Annotated in this window: 14 protein-coding genes and 2 pseudogenes; 8 read left to right on the top strand and 8 right to left on the bottom strand. The window is 43.9% G+C overall.

Features of this window, described 5'->3' with window-relative positions; genetic code table 11:
• Positions 1–145: 145 nt before the first annotated feature.
• Positions 146–1,684, top strand: coding sequence for a response regulator transcription factor (locus AC58QG_RS09950; protein WP_497361891.1), 1,539 nt, complete (start codon positions 146–148; stop codon positions 1,682–1,684).
• Positions 1,681–3,462: a sensor histidine kinase gene (locus tag AC58QG_RS09955; RefSeq protein WP_497361892.1), complete on the top strand. Its 1,782-nt coding sequence runs from the start codon at positions 1,681–1,683 to the stop codon at positions 3,460–3,462. Before AC58QG_RS09950 ends, AC58QG_RS09955 begins: the two co-directional genes overlap by 4 nt.
• Before the next feature lie 50 nt (positions 3,463–3,512).
• Here the strand turns inward: AC58QG_RS09955 and AC58QG_RS09960 are convergent, their stop codons facing one another.
• Entirely contained in the window at positions 3,513–7,643 is a 4,131-nt protein-coding gene (locus AC58QG_RS09960) for a carbohydrate-binding protein (protein WP_497361893.1), read from the bottom strand.
• Between the two features lie 538 nt (positions 7,644–8,181).
• Between AC58QG_RS09960 and trxB the strand changes: the two genes are divergently transcribed.
• The 5 genes from trxB to AC58QG_RS09985 all read left to right on the top strand — a co-directional run bounded on the left by trxB (position 8,182) and on the right by AC58QG_RS09985 (position 11,066).
• Positions 8,182–9,111, top strand: a complete 930-nt coding sequence (gene trxB / locus AC58QG_RS09965) for a thioredoxin-disulfide reductase (protein ID WP_497361894.1) — start codon at positions 8,182–8,184, stop codon at positions 9,109–9,111.
• Positions 9,112–9,137: 26 nt separating this feature from the next.
• The gene (locus AC58QG_RS09970) at positions 9,138–9,464 is read left to right on the top strand and encodes a thioredoxin family protein (RefSeq protein WP_497361895.1); all 327 of its coding nucleotides are present in this window, start codon (positions 9,138–9,140) and stop codon (positions 9,462–9,464) included.
• An 80-nt stretch (positions 9,465–9,544) separates the two neighbouring features.
• Complete coding sequence (locus AC58QG_RS09975; RefSeq protein WP_497361896.1) at positions 9,545–10,093, top strand: pyridoxamine 5'-phosphate oxidase family protein; 549 nt, start codon at positions 9,545–9,547, stop codon at positions 10,091–10,093.
• A gap of 79 nt (positions 10,094–10,172) precedes the next feature.
• The gene (locus tag AC58QG_RS09980) at positions 10,173–10,652 is read left to right on the top strand and encodes a DinB family protein (RefSeq protein WP_497361897.1); all 480 of its coding nucleotides are present in this window, start codon (positions 10,173–10,175) and stop codon (positions 10,650–10,652) included.
• 87 nt (positions 10,653–10,739) lie between these two features.
• Positions 10,740–11,066 (top strand): hypothetical protein, encoded by a 327-nt coding sequence (locus AC58QG_RS09985; RefSeq protein ID WP_497361898.1) that lies wholly within the window; start codon positions 10,740–10,742, stop codon positions 11,064–11,066.
• A gap of 22 nt (positions 11,067–11,088) precedes the next feature.
• Here AC58QG_RS09985 and msrB read toward each other — a convergent pair whose 3' ends face one another.
• The 4 genes and pseudogenes from msrB to AC58QG_RS10005 form a co-directional block, all read right to left on the bottom strand.
• Positions 11,089–11,547, bottom strand: coding sequence for a peptide-methionine (R)-S-oxide reductase MsrB (gene msrB / locus AC58QG_RS09990; RefSeq protein ID WP_497361899.1), 459 nt, complete (start codon positions 11,545–11,547; stop codon positions 11,089–11,091).
• Between the two features lie 7 nt (positions 11,548–11,554).
• Complete coding sequence (gene msrA / locus AC58QG_RS09995; RefSeq protein WP_497361900.1) at positions 11,555–12,565, bottom strand: peptide-methionine (S)-S-oxide reductase MsrA; 1,011 nt, start codon at positions 12,563–12,565, stop codon at positions 11,555–11,557.
• Positions 12,566–13,357: 792 nt separating this feature from the next.
• Positions 13,358–14,533 (bottom strand): annotated as a pseudogene (locus AC58QG_RS10000) (right-handed parallel beta-helix repeat-containing protein); the annotation flags it as partial.
• A 144-nt stretch (positions 14,534–14,677) separates the two neighbouring features.
• Positions 14,678–15,331 (bottom strand): annotated as a pseudogene (locus AC58QG_RS10005) (3-keto-alpha-glucoside-1,2-lyase-like domain-containing protein); the annotation flags it as partial.
• A 435-nt stretch (positions 15,332–15,766) separates the two neighbouring features.
• Here AC58QG_RS10005 and AC58QG_RS10010 point away from each other — a divergent pair.
• Positions 15,767–16,594 (top strand): helix-turn-helix domain-containing protein, encoded by an 828-nt coding sequence (locus AC58QG_RS10010; protein WP_497361901.1) that lies wholly within the window; start codon positions 15,767–15,769, stop codon positions 16,592–16,594.
• Positions 16,595–16,616: 22 nt separating this feature from the next.
• On the opposite strand, the gene AC58QG_RS10015 is transcribed toward AC58QG_RS10010, so the two are convergent.
• From AC58QG_RS10015 to AC58QG_RS10025, 3 genes are all read right to left on the bottom strand, one after another.
• Complete coding sequence (locus tag AC58QG_RS10015; protein ID WP_497361902.1) at positions 16,617–17,321, bottom strand: phytanoyl-CoA dioxygenase family protein; 705 nt, start codon at positions 17,319–17,321, stop codon at positions 16,617–16,619.
• 381 nt (positions 17,322–17,702) lie between these two features.
• The gene (locus AC58QG_RS10020; RefSeq protein WP_497361903.1) at positions 17,703–18,590 is read right to left on the bottom strand and encodes a glycoside hydrolase family 43 protein; all 888 of its coding nucleotides are present in this window, start codon (positions 18,588–18,590) and stop codon (positions 17,703–17,705) included.
• Positions 18,591–18,653: 63 nt separating this feature from the next.
• A complete protein-coding gene (locus AC58QG_RS10025) occupies positions 18,654–19,205 on the bottom strand; it encodes a GNAT family N-acetyltransferase (protein WP_497361904.1) in 552 nt (183 codons plus the stop codon).
• Positions 19,206–19,255 lie beyond the last annotated feature (50 nt).

The raw sequence follows: 19,255 nt of genomic DNA on the forward strand, positions 1-19,255 counted from the left end.
ATGGGCAAAAGGAAATTCTATACAAGTTTCTTCAGAAACATATTCCAAAAGAACGATCCTTTTGCGAGGTCATTGTTTATTTGAGCTATACGTTTTACAATACATTTGGTAAGATTAGGCGTTCAGAAAGGTGGTGACGCTTTCAATGTACAGCATATTACTTGTAGACGATGAAAAAATAGAGCTCGAGATGCTAGCCGATTACGTTCGTTGGGGAGACATGGGCATTCGTGTCGCTGGGACAGCGAAGAACGGCAGAGAAGCGCTTCAACGCATGGAAGAGCTTCGACCTGATATCATATTAACAGATGTCCGTATGCCAATTATGGACGGACTGGAATTCAGCAGACGAGCCAAACAGATCAATCGCAATGTCCAGATCGCTTTCCTAAGTGGTCACGATGAGTTTCACTATATTAAAGCAGCACTATCCGTGGAAGCGATCGGCTATTTGTTGAAGCCTCTCGACATCGGAGAGCTCCAGCATTTAATGGAGAGAGTTAAACAGAAGTGCGAGGAATTCCGGATTTCCTCCCAAACTTCGGAAGTACTAAAAGAATCCTATCTGAGGGAGCTGCTCCTAGAAAGTAGTCCCATGATTAGATCTCAATGGATCGAGAAACTGTTATTACTGCCTTCCCAGTTACCATCGAGCGGTCTTTTTCAAATTATATATATAACGGTTGACCCTGTTAGCAATTATGGTGTGGAGCTCGTGACACTTATCCGCAATTTCGCGCAGGCGGAAATCCCCCATTCCTTTCTCTGTCAAATCAAAGAAGGAACATTCGTACTACTCTGTCACAAGCTTGATATATCGTCATTAGAGCTTTACCATGCATCAGAGCAACTGATTCGGTATGTAAACGACAGGAACGACGCCATCATTTCAATCGGTGTATCCGACGTTCGTATGGGCTTAGATAGTCTATACGAATTATCCGTAGGCGCCAAACGAGCGAATGAAAGCAAATTTTATTTTGGCTTGGGATCGTGTACCAAGGCCGATCAAGCTGTTGAGCCGGTGTACAAAGAGGTGAACCCTGAACCGGCAATAGCATCACTTTGTCATGCCATTTCCCACTTGCAGGAATCTACAGGTATCACCGTGATTCAAGACTTCTTTGAAGAAATGCGCACCTCGAAAGTCGACCGGGATCTGGTTTGCTCAAGCTCGCTGCGCCTTATTACGGCCATAGAGCAGCATTTTGCCAATTTAATCGGAGGTGACTCCGTCAATTCCATGTATGTCGACGATTGGAAGCGTATAGCCAATTATTCAACCATAAATGAAATCGAAGATCACATCCTGGATGTCTGCCATTCCATCCTCTCCCTTATGAAGGACAAGGACAAGGACAAAAATCTCCATATCGTTCATCAAATCGTTAGTCTTATCGACCGCAGCTTCAGCAGACAGTTAACCATCGAGGATATCGCTAAACAAGTGTATCTGTCACCCAATTACGTACGAACCTTATTTAAGGAAAAAACAGGAGAAACGATATTGGAATATTTGACACGTGTACGGATTCATCATGCCGCTGAATTGCTAAAAGATAAATCCAAAAAAATTCATGAGATTGCTTCATCTGTTGGATACGAAAACGTCTCTTATTTTTGCTCCGTGTTTCAGAAGTTCAAAGGAACGACCCCTAATGAATACAGGAAGAAACTTTTATGATACAAAGACAATTGCCATTGCCACTCCGGTTTGTAGCCAGAACGTTTCTTAATCTCAGTTTGCACCGCAAATCGTTCACTGTCTTTTGCATCGTTTCAATCTTGCCGTTATTATTTTTCGTGAAATATTCCTATGACACGACCACACGGGAGTTAACGAATCAAATCTACAGCAATATGATTGCAACGACAGATCAAATAAACACAAACTTGGAAACGAAGCTAGATTCTTATTCAAAAATATCAGCATCCATTTATTTGGATAGTACCCTTCGTTTGCTGCTGATCAAAGATTACACCGAAAACAGTACAGAATACTTGGATTCATACATTTATTTCAATAATGTGATTAATAATGTACTGGCCACAAATCCCGACATTCGGGCGGTATCCATCTATACGAGCAATACGACATTTCCTGCGGATAGCGTATATATTAAGCGAATTGATGCTGAGGCAACAAAAACCAATTGGTACGAGTCTATCGCCCACTCTCACGGCAATGTGACTTACAGCGTTTCAGCAACTACAGCTTCCACAGAATCTGTATTCAAGCTGGCGCGCTTGCTAAATAACAACAGCATTAACTTTCCTTACGGTATTCTTACGTTCGATATTGCCGAAGCCGACATTTATCGGCTCATGGAAAAGGAAGATAAACAAAAAGATATTTATATCGTTAACGAGAACGGCAATATCTTATCTAACCGCAATAAAGCGCTTCTTAACCAAAATATCGGCACATTGATCTCTACTAATTTCGGTGAGAACAACTCAGGAAGCTTCGATAGTATGTACAATGGTGAGAAATCACTCGTCGTTTACAACACGATCAAGAATGGCTGGAAGACCATTTCCGTGATCCCATACAAGAGCTTTATCACGAACGCTCAAATCGCCTCCAAGCGAATTCTTATCATGGCTTTGAGCAGTATAGCGATCTCCGTTGTTTTAATTTATATAACCGCACGCTTCTTCACCAAACGGATTGAATCCCTGCTTCAAGTCATCCGGCGCGTAGAACGGGAAGATTTTAATGTCAACATGACTTTTATGGGGCATGACGAAATTGGTCAGTTATCATTTGCATTCCAAAAAATGATAGGTCGTCTGAAAGAATTGATCAATGAGGTCTACAAGAAAGAAATTTCGAAGAAAGAAGCCGAAATGAAAATGCTGCAAGCCCAAATCAATCCACATTTTTTATATAACACATTGGCGTCCATCTCTGCATTAGCCGTTAAGCATAAAGATAACACAATTAACGAAATGGTCTCACACCTCGCCAAGTTTTACCGAATTTCCTTAAATAAAGGAAAAATGATATTGCCCATCAGTGAAGAAATCAAACTCACTCAATATTACATTGCCATCCAGCAGCGCAGGTTCGAGGGACTGCTTCGACTCCACTATGTGATTGACGATTCTGTACTTGTTTATCAAACGGTCAAGCTAGGGTTGCAGCCATTTGTCGAAAATGCCATCAATCATGCCATTTGGGATGATGAAGTGGGAATTAATATTATCATAAAAGTGTACAAGGATGATCGCGATATTTATCTGGAAGTGATTGACGACGGGATGGGCATGCGGACTGAAACGCTGGAACGTGCTCTGAATAAAACCGACAACGTCTCGGGATATGGGATTACCAATGTTGACCAGCGGATCAAATTAGCGTTCGGCGACGAATACGGTGTTAGGCTTTATAGTAAGTTCGGCATCGGAACGAAGGCGCAAATTCGTATTCCGCTGCACGGTATTAGTTCTCAAGCATGATTGAAAATATGAAACAAAGGGGCTCTTGCAAGAGCCCCTTTTCCATATGGTTATTTACTGGCATTATGGATGAAGTAATCGATGTCGGCAATGAGAATGTTAGAAAACTCTTTGGTGATCTTCTTTCCGACGGTTAAAACTTTCACAAAGATTCGCAGTGCTTTTAATTGCTGGACAGTCGCTTCTTTATTATGGCTGCGCACAATCGCTTCCACTTTGGCAAGCAACTCCTTGCCTTTGTCTGAAATTGTGATTGAACCATTCGCAACACCAATGTTGATGAGATCCATGAAATGATTGGTATCTATCTGTACCTGCAGCGTATACGTATTCGCCGTCACATTGCCGGCCAGATCTGTCCCTATGATCTCAATCACATGGTTTCCAACGGCTAAGGATGCAGGGGCAGCTTGAATTGGATTGCCCATGACATTCTTATCCAGTTGGACGGTGCTATTGCTCATGCCGCTTAACACATCCGTGATCTGAACTGGCAGGCTCAAAGGATCCGTTTGCCAGATTGTTAATGGATCGCTTATTCGGACAACAGGTGCTGTGCGATCAATACCTACTGTCACTTGCTTAGCTTCCTCCACATTACCGTATCGATCCTTCGAACGATATTGAATGCTGTAAACGCCTTCCACGGTTAGCGTTACAGATCCGTTAACCGTTATCCAATCTCCGCCGTTCAGCTGATATTGCGTCAACAGTAAGCCGGTGCCTCCTGGTTGGTCTGCTGCGTTGAATGTCAACTTGATGTCTTTGTTGGTAAAGGTTCCAGAACCACTGATCCCACCAATGACGACGGTTGTCGTAGGAGGAATAGAATCAAGCTGAAGCTTAAACAGTTTAGACTCGGCAGGCTTCAGGGTTACGTCTAGCTTGCCGCTCACCTTATCCTCCGCTCCCGTCCATAAATCAGTTCGTAGATAGTTACTGCTGCCATTCAATCCCGCACGAGCCAGATCGACGGACTTCACCGAAGAGGAAGTACCGTTGTAATTGAAGACAGCCACATAATAAGTTCCATTGTTATTCAGTACGAAAGTATCGGCAGCAGTTGCTCCGGTATTCCCTTCGACCGGTTGGAAAGCTTTACCTAGTAAAGCAACTCGGTTGATTTCCTTGTTCGTCAACAATTCGTTCATGTAGGCTTGAGCGCTCTCATTATGAACATCATCAGAATTCAAGAAAACCGTGCCCGAAATAACGGCAGAATTTACTCTGCTGCGCGCTTCGTCCAAGGAACTTGCCCTCGATAATGCCATATGATCTGGGTCGGTGTACGAGTAAATCGTTCCATTCTGCCACCAACCATAGGTGAGCGCATTCAGTTCATATTCTGTTTCGCTGATTTTGCCATATGCATCGCATGAGATTCTTCGGCTGTGTGCATATTGACTTGGGAATAATGGCGCAATCGATTCGCTAATAAACATGCTGCCGGCAATGACAGTATTTACGTACGCCATCCCTTGATTATAAGCTTGAATACCGGTAGTCACAGTTGGGTCCGCGTGCTTTCCTTCCAAAGAACCGTGCGTTAAGAAATCCAATTTGATATAAGTGAAACCTAAAGCCTTAAATTTACCCAAATAATAATCCATTCGTGCCTTCGTCCCCGGATGAGTCGGATCAATCGCATAAGCACCGTCCAGAGTAGGCAAGATCTTCCCCATGCTATCCTTCAATACAATATCTCCGTACGTATATTGATTGTTCGTCCCTTCAACCGTCTGACTCATATTATTGCCCCAGTAAACAAAGGGTGCCCAATAAATACCGGCTTGTTGACCATTTTGACGAATTATTGTCACCGCATTTTGCAACTGAGTATCCGTTAAATTGTCCCAATAGGAGTCCAAGTTAATGTAGAGTGTATCTTTGTTGTTAAAAGAATGGTTTTGAAGGTGCTCCTTGAAGTAATTCGACGTATCTATGACATCTTGGTAGGTGAGATTGCTGCCGTAGGCTCCCCAACTGTTCCAGCCTACCGGAACTTCTTGGGCAACAGGTCCATGGAAGCTTAATGGCGGAGTAAACACGGCGTTCGCACGACCGTATTCTTCGAGACCGGCACGATAATCCGCAAAAAAGCCAACGAACACGGTTGGTGACGTTACTTCAGTACCAGATATGCTCCCGTGAGGCTCTACGTCGTGCGTCACGTTGGAAGAAGCTCCCCCATACACCGTGAGGTTATTCAATTTATTATTAAACCCGTTCCAAGTAATACCCGTCTTCCATGTATCGTGAGTGACAGAGCCGATCACGAGACCATTCCGATTCGCGTTATCGTAGATAGCTGTTACTTCATAACCTGTATTCGAAGTGTTGATCGATTGTGCCTTATACCGAATCCAATTATCGTTATCAAATGGGACAAATAGCGCTCTGTTATCGCCATTGCTTCCAATATCCACACCGCCACTATTGTTCACAACGACAGGAGCTATGTTATTCGTCGTCATAGATGAAGTGTCTACCGCTTTTAACTGTGTCAGAAAGAAGCTCTTTCCTTCATACACAGTATAGATTTGATGAAGTGTAGGTTTACCAGGCGATTCGTTGATGACGGTAAAACGAAGCCCTGTACCGAAACCGTCATGAACCGGGACGATCGCAGCATCCGATAAGGTATGATGGGTATAACTCTTGCTGGTAACGAGTTCCCCCAATTGTAAGCTGCCGTATACGCCTTTTACGATTTTGGCATCCTTCCATGAATAATCTGCCAGACCGGTATTCGTATGATACGTAACGGTAGTTTCACCGTTCGAAAAAGTCGCGCCATACGTATAATGCGTTACAGTGATGGAACCGTACTGTTTCGACTCGCCGGGGGCGCCAAGGTTGCTGTCGACGTTATCATCTTCACCAGGATTCGGTTCAATCTTTGGACCGACGACGATTTTATCCAAATCCGGGGAGTAGCCGTTGCCGTCAGCAAACTGGATCGTGTTGCTGCCAGCCACTAAAGCTAAAGGAATAACGTACGTATTCACTGTATTCCAGTCAGGTGTTTTCGGAAAATCATACGTCTCTGAAGCTCCACCATTTGCACTGACTTGTACGGAACGAGGATCACCGGAAATATATGAAACCGTTACTTGATAATTCCCCGTTGAACCCACTTCAACGCCATTAAATTGCAAGGCGCTGCCTTGATATAAATTGCCGACTTTTTTGCCTTCGGAACAACTGCTGCAATTCGAAATGGTTGCTTTGCCAGCTAGTGTATTAGCAGGAGCTTCTGCTTCATAGGTAACAATTTTAGGCGAAACAGCGATCATATCGATATCAGGGGAGTAAGCGTCACCGTCAGACAAGATGATCGTGTTGCTGCCCGCCTTTAAATTAAGATCAACGTCAAACGTGCCGATCGTATTCCAATCCGTCGTCTTCGGCAGATCATACAACTCGGACGTTCCTCCATTCGCACTGACGTGAACAGATCGGGGATCACCGGAGATATAGTACAGTTTCACCGAGTAGATACCAGGAGCATTCACTTGGATTTGATTGAATTGCAGCGAGCTGCCTTGATACAAATTACCGACTTTCTGACCTCCTGAACACTTCCCGCAATTGGACACCGACGCTTTGCCAGTAAGTATATTTACAGCAGACTCAGCCTCGTAATTGTGTGCGAATGGCGGCTCAGTTCCGCCTCCGTCACCTCCTCCTGGATTTTGAGTTACTTTGGAAGCGATTACTATTTTGTCAATGTCCGGCGAATACCAATTTCCATCGTCAAACACGATCGTATTCGTACCGGCATTCAGTTGAAGCGTGACCTCAAAAGTGCCAACCGTACTCCAGTCAGCCGTTTTGGGAAAATCGAAGTTTTGCGCACTCCCTCCATTTACACGGATGTTCACCGCACGAGGATCACCGGATATGTAAGAAACCGACACCTTGTAGCTTCCAGCTTCGTTCAAGGTAATGCCGTTGACTTGCAGTGAGCTACCTTGATAGAGACCACCTACCTTCTTCCCTCCCGAGCACACGGTGCATTCGGTTACTGAGGCGTTACCGCTTAAAACATTAACCTGGGCTTCTGCTTCATAGGTTTGACTTTCCGCATAAGCAGTTTGAAGGCCAATCCCCGTGTTGGAAGGGAACGTCAAAAACAAAAGCAGGAATAAAGCTACCCATTTCGTAATCCTTTCTCGCATAAAATCTCTCCTTCTACAATGTAATTACATTCATGTCCATTATAGGAATGAAATCAAAGAGATCTCTACACGATTATTTTCAGATATATAACGTTAATTAACGATCTTTATAAATCGCCAGCATTCAAAATAAAAAGGATATCCTATTCCATATCCAATTACAGTGCTCGCACACTAGTTATCGGTAATGGAAGATACCCTTATACGCGGAACCTCCGCACCTTCATTTAGTTGTCGTAAATAAGCAATCGTGAGGGATCGCCAGCCGCGAGCATGCAGCCGAAGGAAGCGGCATCCTCTGCTCAGCGTACGGTTCTGCCCCTCGAGATCGGCGGAGTGTCGTGATAATCGCTTTTCATAAAAACCTTATATAACATTATGCCTCTACTCCTCTTCTTTTATGTAAGGCGTCTCGTTTGTAACAACCAAAATAATATTTACCTAGTTACTTGCCATCCATCACAGTTCATGCTATAGTACATCAAGTAACCTTCGTAATAAAAATAAATAGTTACAAAATAGAGGAGGAATTCACTTCATGTATAAAGCAATTGTAATTGGAACAGGACCTGCTGGATTAACCGCCGCTATCTATTTGGCACGTGCCAATCTGGAACCTCTTGTCATTGAAGGTCCCGAACCAGGCGGGCAACTAACCACCACCACAGAGGTTGAAAACTTTCCAGGGTTCCCGGAAGGAATTATGGGACCGGAACTCATGGCTAACATGCGGAAGCAAGCAGAGCGCTTTGGTGCTAGATTTCGTACAGGCTGGATTAACAACGTCGATTTATCCAATCGTCCATTTAAACTGACGCTTGAAGGCGGAGAAGAACTTATAACTCAAACACTGGTACTTTCGACCGGTGCTTCGGCTAAATATCTGGGTATTCCCGGCGAGAAAGAAAATATAGGGCGTGGCGTGAGCACCTGTGCCACTTGCGACGGTTTCTTCTTCCGCGGTAAAAAGATCATCGTTGTAGGCGGTGGCGACTCCGCCATGGAGGAAGCACATTTCCTTACGAAATTTGCTTCCGAGGTACGTGTTGTCAATCGCCGCGAGGAGCTTAGAGCTTCTAAAATTATGCAGGACCGTGCTCGCAACAACAGTAAAATTACGTGGAGCTTGAACAAAACGCCGCTTGAGGTAGTAGCAGGCAGCAAGGGAGTAAACGGCTTGAAAGTAAGTAATAATACGACGGGTGAGGAAGAAATCATCGAAACCGATGGCATTTTCATCACAATCGGTCACACCCCAAATACGAAATTCTTAAATGGACAATTGGAACTTGATGAAGTCGGTTATTTAGTGGTTAAGCCAGGCACTTCCGAAACAAGCATACCAGGCGTGTTTGCATGCGGAGATGTCCAGGACAACAAATATCGTCAGGCGATTACGGCTGCGGGTAGCGGTGCAATGGCAGCTATTGATGCCGAGAAATTTTTGGAGCATAACGAAAACCATTAAATCACAATATATGGAGAAGGAAGGGATTGATAAACATGGAACGTATTCAAACACAACAACAATTTCAAGAGAAAATTAACGGTGACGGCTACACGATTATGAAATTCGATGCAACTTGGTGTCATGATTGTAAAAATTTAGACCGGTTTATCGGTGATATTATAAACGAACATTCGGATAAGCAATTCTATGCGGTAGATTCCGAGCAATTCGAAGAGCTCACCGAAAAATATGACGTCAAAGGCATTCCAAGCTTGCTGGTATTTAAGAATGGTGAAAAATTAGCTCATCTGCACAGCAAATTTGCAAAGACCCCTGCACAAATCAGAGAATATTTGGATACGATCAATTGATTCGTAACATCTATTTCACAGCATCTAACCAGAACGTTTTCTTATTTCCAATCCCCACAATTTGAAAGGCGATGAATACGATGTTTCCACTTCGCAATGTGAAACGCAGCTCGACGGATGCCGATAAAATCCTGCAATTTCTTAAACAAGCCCAGATTGGATTTCTCGGGCTTTCTTCAGAAGATGTCCCTTATGTCATTCCACTCAATTTCTCTTTTCTGAACAACGCCATTTATTTTCATGGTGCAGAAGAAGGAAGAAAAATCACTTATATCGAGCAAAACCCTCGAGCCTGCTTCACCATCAGCGAAAATTACGGAACCATCACGAGCCCGATACCCGCTAAAACGGATACCGCCTTTATGAGTGTCATTATCGAAGGCAACTTGGAACGCGTAACCGATTTAGATGAAGCGACGGCCGCCATGCAGGTCATGCTGGACAAATATGTGCCAGGCTATTACGATAAGCCGCTGGGGCGGACTCATTTGGATCGGTACGTTTCCCCGCTAGGGAGTAAAACCGCTATCTTTAAATTAAGCGCGGGCGATTTGACGGCCAAAGAGAAAGTAGAAATCCCGGATCGCATGTTCTACGAAGGTAGAACTGTTCAGAACGACCGGCCGTAACTCCTTTGTTCAAAGAACCGACTGGTAACGGATTAAAAAGTGAAACATTTAAATTATAAAAAATAGAGGAGCGATACAGATGAACACAATTATTTTCGAAGAATTGATCAATATTAGAACAGAAACATTGAAAGCATTCGAAGGTCTAACTGAGGAGCTCGCAGACCGTATTCCCACTGGTTTTCGCAATAATATTCGCTGGCACCTTGGTCACATCTATTTCGTTACGGAGTACTTGGCGCTATCGCAACTGAAGCTGCCGCTTCATCTGCCAGAAGGGTTTATGGATCGGTTCGTTTCCGGAAAGTCGCCGCTCGACACGTACCCTGCTTCACTTCCTAATCCAACATTGCCAGAACTGAAAACCCTGTTGACAGAGCAGCTGGATAGAATTCGCAAGCAGTATCCGATGGATCGCTTGAACGAAAATGTAGCCGCGATTAATACGTCCACGGGACTCGCTCGAGTAACTCCAGAGCAATCGCTCCGTTATAACCTGTACCATGAAGGATTGCACTTCGCAACACTTTCCACTTATAAACGATTATTGTCTCAATAATTGCAAAAGCGAAAATAGCCTCTCAATGAGAGTTTCCTAATAAATTTCGTCGGAATAGATAAGGGTTCAATCACTTCCAAAGAAGAAGTGATTGAACCTTTTTTCTATCTATTTTCCTTTGATCCATCAATAGCTACCTATGCCCCCATCCGTTGCCAATCGTCTGTGAATGCTGTGGGGTACTTGCTGTGTACGATGGGTGAGGCGTTGGCACCGCTTCACGATACTGTTATCATCGTTCCGCCTACAGACTGCAAGCCAGCTCAGAATGGTGGTGCACGAACGGACTCGGCCGCCAATTACTACGGCATGAATGCTGTCAGTTATGTTCAGCAGTGCATGCAAATGAATGATGGAATGATATTTGGAGACACTGGCTATATAAAAAAAAGTCGACTTTTCATTCATAATTGAATGCGAAGTCGACTTTATTCATTTATTCATTGCGAAATTGCGCGGCATAAGCCCCATAACCTCTTTTTTCAAGATCCGCTTTCGGAATGAATTCCATAGCTGCCGAATTCACGCAGAATCGTAAACCTGTTGGTCCAGGTCCGTCTTTGAACACGTCGCCTAGGAAGGAATCCGCATTCTGGCTTCTAACTTCGGTCCCCAAAAAATCTTTGCGTTTAAGCACAACGCTGTTTGATTCCAGTGGCTTTGTAAAACTAGGCCACCCTGTACAAGCATCGAATTTGTCCTTCGAGCTAAACAACGGCTCACCCGAAACGATATCTACGTAAATCCCCTCATCTTCGTTATCCCAGTATTCGTTACCAAACGGCTTCTCGTCAATGCCATGCTGAGTTACGTTATACTGGAGTTCAGTCAGCGTCTTCAATTTTTCTTCTTTGTTAAAATCTCCATTATAGCCTTGATCTGTGCTATTTTTCATCTCTCAATCACTCTCCCATATTGTGTTCAAAATTAAAACCGCGACCGGAGGAGAACTCACTCATCCTGTACCTTTTCGTTGAGCGGACTTTTTCGTAATAGTCCTGATGTTCGTCCTCGGCTTTGTAAAACGTTTTTGCAGCAGCGATCTTCGTTACTACCGGTTTATGGAACTCTTTGGATGTTTCCAATTGCTTTCGGGATGCCTCTGCCAACTCTTTTTGTTCAGAACTTGTGAAAAAGATGGCTGAATGACTGCCCGCATTTGTTGGATTAACGTTTCGCCAGAAAACTTGGAGCAGCTCATCATACGTAATCACATTCGGATTATAATGAACTTCGACTGATTCGAGATGGTCCGTAGTATTAGAAACAACTTCCTTATAGGTCGGATTTTTTCTATCTCCACCCGTATAGCCGGAATACACACTAGAGACGCCGTCAAGCTTCTGGAAAGTATCTTCCATATGCCAGAAGCAGCCGCCAGCAAAAATTGCAGTATCGGAAGAACTAGTTGAGTTTTCATTAACCGTCGTCACAACATCTTGAACCTCGGCAACTTTCGATTTCAGTGATTTAATCATGCCGTAAATAATTCCTTGGTGATAGAACATATGCAACGAAGTCGAGTAGATGAGCTCTCCGATGTCTCGGGCTTGCAAGGAGTTCTCTTTCACGGGCTCATCCAGTCTATCTTTCAACGTCTCGTTGATATATTTGCGGAGTTCTATCAGCTTGGCCATCAATATCTCCCACTCAGGGGGTTCTTCTTTCCATTTCGTAGGTTTCGAACCATAAGCGAAAAAGGTTTTATAGCTTTCCGGAAGGGCAATAGGTTGTTCGGAAAGACCAAGTACATCGAAATGTGTAATGTAAAGAACATGCCCCAGATGCCAATGGATGTTATTTTTAAATCCTTCTGGAATGACTCTGCGTTTTTCCGGTGGACATTGATTAAGTACATTTATCAATTGATTAACGTGTTTGTTAAATATACGCATTACGAATTCATCTCTCATTTTAAAACCCCTCCATTATTGAAGCACTATCAAGGTAAATGCCTTCTTCTTTGTTATCCCAAATTGAACTATACAAGGGATAAACAATGAAGACGAATAGAACAATAGATAACAGAACTATTTTACGGTTTTTAAAATTCAATTCCAGATTCCCTCGAATACTTTTAGTAATTCAAAAAACAATTAATTTCATTCAAAGATCCAACCACTAAAATTATAAGAAGAGACACAATAATCATTAATTTAAGTTTTTTGAAATTCATGTCCCGCAACACCTCCATGGAATCTATTGGGGAGAGAATCCCCTCACTTACTATATAACGTCGATAACATTGATCATCCGAACGTCTCAAAAGCTCTATGGATGCCAGTCCAACCGAGGGAGTATACATGCCTTAAGCCACTCCTCCACCAGAGACAGGTTTACGGTCCTCTTGTCGAAGCTGCAATCACATCCATGAAGCAAAGTTTTCACTTGATTCATATGATCTCTCCTTCTCTTTTGTAACCTATTATACATATTTAGATAGTTACAAATCATACTTTACCACGAACTATCACAGATTTCAAGTAACTATTTATTTTTCCTTTGAAAGTTACAAATTATGTTAAGTGATATTATAGCTTATTTTCCAAGAATTGCTCACTTTTACAAAGAAGAAAAATCTGGTTACTCCTTTTTAGTAATAAAAAATGAGACCCGCAGCAACAATGCTGAGGATCTCACTTGGATTGATTCTACCTAATTGGCCATTAGCGTAGCGATTTGAACGCGGCTCGGAGTTTCAGCAGTTAATTACGACCAATATTCGTTCCGCTCGGTGTACCCGCGCCTAGCAAGTCACTGCCTGTGGCAAGTTTCAAGAAGTTGCCTAAATTTGGAGAACCGTCGGCATTCCGTGTGAGTGTTGGAGTTAGACTTACGAAATCTGCATCACTCGCTAAGAGGCCTGCAGCATTGGTACTATTCCCGCTTTTCCACCAAACATTCGAGCTAGCTACATCAGTTCCACTCGTTTTATCACTTGAAGTACCTTTGTAAGACAAGTTATTCGTGAACGTATGCGTGCCTAAATCGAACGTGAAATTGCCTTCACCATTGCTAAATGACGTGTTGTTGGTGAGGGTGATTGAACCAGGGTTACTGTTAAACGTAAAACCGTGTTTTTTATTGAGATAGGCGACGGAATTGATCACAATATGGTTAACTGCTATTTTTTCCCCACCTAATTTATAACCGTTCCCATCGCTGCTGCTTGTCGAGTTCCCCGATGAAGTTTGGCCGTTATGATGCGCTACGCTGTTCTTAATCGTGATGGGATCAATCGGTCCCGTGTCTGATTTGGTATACAAATCCCAGCCATCATCTGTGTTGTAAGACGAAATGCATCCATCAAACACATTGCCAGGTCCTGTGGTCAGCTTAGCAGCGAATCCATCCGCGTCTTCCCCATTATCGGGATCGAAATTGTCATGTGAGTACACATTTACAATGTTATTGTTCGCAGGCCACTCACTGCGAGTTGCCGTTGATGCATATCGACCAAGCTGAACGCCTGTATCCCGATTGTCGTGGACGTCCAAATTTTCCAAACGATTGTTATTGCCTGCTACATATACACCATTATCAGCGGCACCCTTAATCTCGAGCCCTTTAATCGTCCAGTAACTGCCATTTACTTGTAATCCTCTTGCATTCAGAGATACATCTGCTAAATTGTAAGTCTGTGATGAGAAATCCAGGACAGGCTTCTCTGATCCATAAGGCATGATTTGTTTGCTCGCACTTGCAGTACCGTTATTCGTACGATCAATCGTAATTTGATTGTTGTAGCTATACGTTCCGCCTCGCAAATAAATGACCCCGCCAGGAGCAACCTTCGTCAGCGCTGAACTCAGCGTCGTTGGGCTTGTCAATGTCCCTGGGTTGCTATCTGAGCCATTCGGATCCACATAGACAGCACCTGCAGTTGGAGGAGGCGTAGGTGAAGGTGACGGACTTGGTGGAACGGATGGTGAAGGCGAAGGGGACGGTGAGGCTGATGGTGAAGGTGACGGCGATTGCGTCGGTGCTGGGGTCGTTGTCGAACCAGCACTATCCGAAACAAGGATATCATCAAAGCTTGCCGCCGCTTTATAGCCAACTAAACCAATGCCACCCGAGCTTAGGCTTGAATCTGTTGCAGTAAGCTGTAAGGTACCATTCACATACATCCGAATTGTCGTACCCGATAGTTCTAGCTTGACGGTATACCAAGTTCCTACTGCAAGCGGATAATCCAAAGTTGCCAGCGTCGTTGTGGAACCGCTTACTTTTTTACGAATTTCAAGCTTACCTCCATTGCTGTTATACAAAGATGCCGCATAGAAGTTGTTTCCATCTTGATAACGCCCCGCTACATACGCTCGGTTTGACCCATTCCAGTTATCAATTTTGACCTTGGATTCAACAGCGTAATCCGTCCAAGAAGCAATCCCTGCTGATGCGCGTCCTTCACTTGAGCTGGTTTGCCGATATACATAGGAGCCATTATCTTGAACCACTGTCCATGTGCCATTCTGCGTGGACCAGCCGCTTGCATTCCTATCATCGAAATTGTCGCTAAACAAATTGGCTGCGAAGACGGAAGGAATGAGCATGACACCAGCGATCAGTGTGGATGATACAAGTGCTGTAAGCGTATGCGCAGGTTTAAGCTTTTTCATTATTGAATTTCCTCCTTCAAGTAATTTCATGCTTAATGAACACGTTAACATTTGTTTCATAATGACACGTTAAAGTGAGGCTAAGCCGTTACTCCTAGACACCTCCTCATTTTTCTCCCGGCTTCAAAGAGGAACTAGCTTGTATCGAAGTCACTATCCGACTATATCCAGTGATTACCAGGTTCGGCAATAATCATTTTTACATAAATTAACTTTTCATTCTAAAAATAGGTCTCTTTAACCAGTAGTAATCTTTAGCTTAGATGATAATCATTTGGTTAGTTTTTAGGTTGAAGGGCTGATGCTGGCATGTGTTCCAGCTTAAGTCCACAACGAAAAGCACCACCCAAGGAAGCTGTAAAACTTCATGGGGGATGCTTGCGAACTAGCGCTTTCATATTTGAAATTATGATTCTTTTCATGAAAGAATTTGTATAAGACTTCAATTTGAAAAAAAGATATACTAAGTCATAGAACATAAGAGGTGAAACTAAGATGCAGTTTGAGAGTATGCCTATAACTTCCGGGTACATCATCCAAGAGAAATTCGCCCAATTTACCGACCATGATTTACATATGCACGATGCACTTGAGGTCAGCATAGCGCTGGATCAGGGGATGAAATACAAGATTGGAGATGCCTGCTATTATGCTGGCCCTGGGGATATCTTCCTGCTGCGTCCCTTTGAACCGCATTGGAATCTAACCCAAGAAGAGGGGCAGCCCAGTCGCTGGATCATGCTGCTCTTCTCTCCTTCATTCGTTGGGCTCATGCCTCGAGGTTCAAGCTTGCTTACACCTTTTTACATGACGAATACCTCTCCACTCATTCCTGCTGATACGGACTACGCACAAGCGGTGAAAAGATTGGCCATTGAAGCCCTCGAGGAAGCGAAGCAAGCACTCCCTGGCTGGGAGCTTCAACAGCAAACATTGATGATCCAAATGCTTGTTCACATGCATAGATTCTACATGACGCACAACCGCGATCAACTACAAGATGATTCCTCAACAAACGGTATTATCCAGGCGATCGAATATCTCATGGCGCATTGGTCAGAGGACTTGGATATGGACATTGTAATTGAACATTCACACCTAAAGAAAACGTGGTTCTATACAAAATTCAGGGAAGTGACGGGCCTAACCCCCAATGAATTTATCATTCGGTTACGTCTTCAGTATGCCGGGCATATGCTTCACGCCACATCCAAATCCATTACGGATATCGCCTTAACTTGCGGCTTTGGGTCAGCTAGCTATTTTAATAAAGTGTTCAAAGCGTTCCACCACTTAACTCCAAGAGAATACCGCAAGCGTTAAACCCTTGCCGCACTCTTACAGCCTAGAATTGATATCCTGACAGCTGTACGCGATCTTCCAGCAGCTTGCCCGTCTTCGCATAACGGCAGTTCGCCGCTCCTACTTGGAAAGCATAGGCACGTCTTGGCTTATCGGTATGGTTCATTTTACTATGGTGAAGCGTTTCGCGATGGAAAAATACCGCATCCCCTGGTGCCATCGGGTTGCAAGGTGTTCCATTAGCCGGCTCTGCTGCTCGCCTATGCCCCTCTTCTGTATTCAGATTCGGTTGCCGACCCAGCAGATGGGAACCAGGAGCGAGCCAAAGTCCTGCATTTTCCTGCGAGATATGATCAAGTGCAATAAAACCATTCAGCATGTGACCAAGAATATGTGTATATTGGTTATCCTGATGCCATTCGAGCCCCTTCCCCTGCGGATCCACGACAGCATACATCCCCATCCAGAGCTTGACGTCATCTCCCAAAATACGTTCAAAAACGCGAACAACATCCTGATTCGTCAGAAAGCTAGTAGTTTCGGGATAGGTATCTCTTTCTTTGGCGATATCTATAATCGCATTACTTTTCCATTGCCCGTTGCCCATCGTATTCGCGAACACGGTATTCTCAATGTTAATCGCATCAACGGTTTCCGCTGTTATGAAACCTGGCGCGTAGAAATACCCCTCTCGATAAAACTGATTGATCATTTCCTCTGTTAATTGAAAGTTCGTAACTTGTGACATCGCGTCTGCCTCCTCAATATCCATGGATTACTTCCCTTTCATCGTACAAAATTAATCCTATGTTTTCTTGCATTGCCAATAGCTAAAATTAGCAATTTTGTTCAGTGGGCATATAAAAAAACCGTAGATCGGGGATCTACGGCAATCATATTGTAAAACTTTAAGTGATCATCTAGATTAAATGGAAACAATACAGCTAATTTCACCATGTTTTCATCACACGAAGGAATAACTGGAAAATATACAGTTAAATATAAGAACTCTATGCAAAAGCAGCCGAATCCTGAAAATTAGATGGAGTTTTTCCAGTTAAAATGGATTTATAAGCAAAATTCGTTGGAATAACTGGATATTTTCCATTTAATTATACAACCTGCTGCTTTACTCAGCCTGTTCAGCGATTTGAAGCATCCCACTGCTCACCTGGATGGGCAATATAACTGGGCGCTCCAACGGGTGCTTATTCGGCTGATGAATGGTCAATTGCAGTGTTCCGTCAAGCTTGTGAAATAACATGCCATGGCCACCATCTCGAATATTCAGCGGTTCCGCATCTTGTATCCAAGGTCCAGTAATCTTACCCGTAGCCGAACGGGCTAAGCCCATTGTGTACCCATTTACCCCAGTCGTAGACCAGAGCATGACAAGTTCGCCATTCGGCAATCGGTGAAGAAAAGGACCATCCGTGACATAGTTGCTTTTATCCTCGCCAAAACCAACCGACCAGGGCGCCTCAGAGGCTCGGAATAAGAGGATCGGCTCGGATACGGTTCTCTGAAGATCCGCCTGCAGCTGAACTGCGTACATCTCTCCGTCCTTCACTTCCAGCCATTCCCGGCAGAAGATCATCCATGGATTCCCCAATTCATCTTCGTACAGCGTGCCGTCCAAGCATTCCCAATCCCGGGGCGTTAGCGTATCACCAGCGGGTTCAAACGGCCCAAGCGGCGAATCGGCACTCAGCAAGCAAGTTGCCCTGCACCGGTTTTCCGCTTTAAAGCTGGCCAGCATATAATAGCGACCATCACGTGCATAGACCTCAGGAGCCCAATAGTGTTTATTTGACCAAAAATCAGGCGATGGACGAAAAGCTTGAAATGGTCCTTCCCATCCTGCTAAGTCCTCACTCACATAGACATCAAATCCGATTGCTGGACCTTCCCACACATTTTGCCCAGTAGAACCGTACAAATAATATTTGCCGTTCGTCTGATCAACTAAGATATACGGGTCCCGAAAATGAATATCGCTTAACTGTAGTAGCTGCATGATAAGTGATCCCCCTAAGAGTAAAGTCTAGAGCTACCGCTTTATAGTTCAATAAGAATGATTTTAAGCATGTATAAAGTCTTCAGCCAGCATAGCGAACAACACGTGATCCTCACGCACGCCATTAATTTCCAATAATTTGCGAGCCAGTCCTTCTTGCTGGAAGCCGGCCTTTTCCAAAACGCGCATCGACCCCACATTTCGCGGCATGACACCTGCTTCTACCCGCAGTAGGCCTGCTTCCTCAAAAGCAAATTTCATGACAAGGTGAATCGCTTCTGTCATATACCCTTTTCCATTATGCGCCTGGTCCATACTATAGCCGAGAATGCACTTCTGATGCGGTCCACGTTGCACGTCAAAAAGCGAAATATCACCAATGAGTTGTTGCGTTTCATTTAGAAAAATGCCGAAAGCGTATCGTTTATCTTCTTCTCTTTGTTTGATACCGTTTTCAATGCTCTTCTCTTGCACTTCACTTGTATAAAAAGATTCATTGCGCTTAGGACATACTCCCTCAAATAATTGACGGTTACGCTGCATGAGATTCAGCAAATCATCTGTGTCACCTACATCCAGGAAACGGATATAGACTCTTCCATTATTGTCATTCATGACTACCATCATCCTTTATCTAGAGCTCCTGTTATTATACGTCGGATTAG

This window comes from Paenibacillus sp. J22P169 (assembly GCF_059691995.1).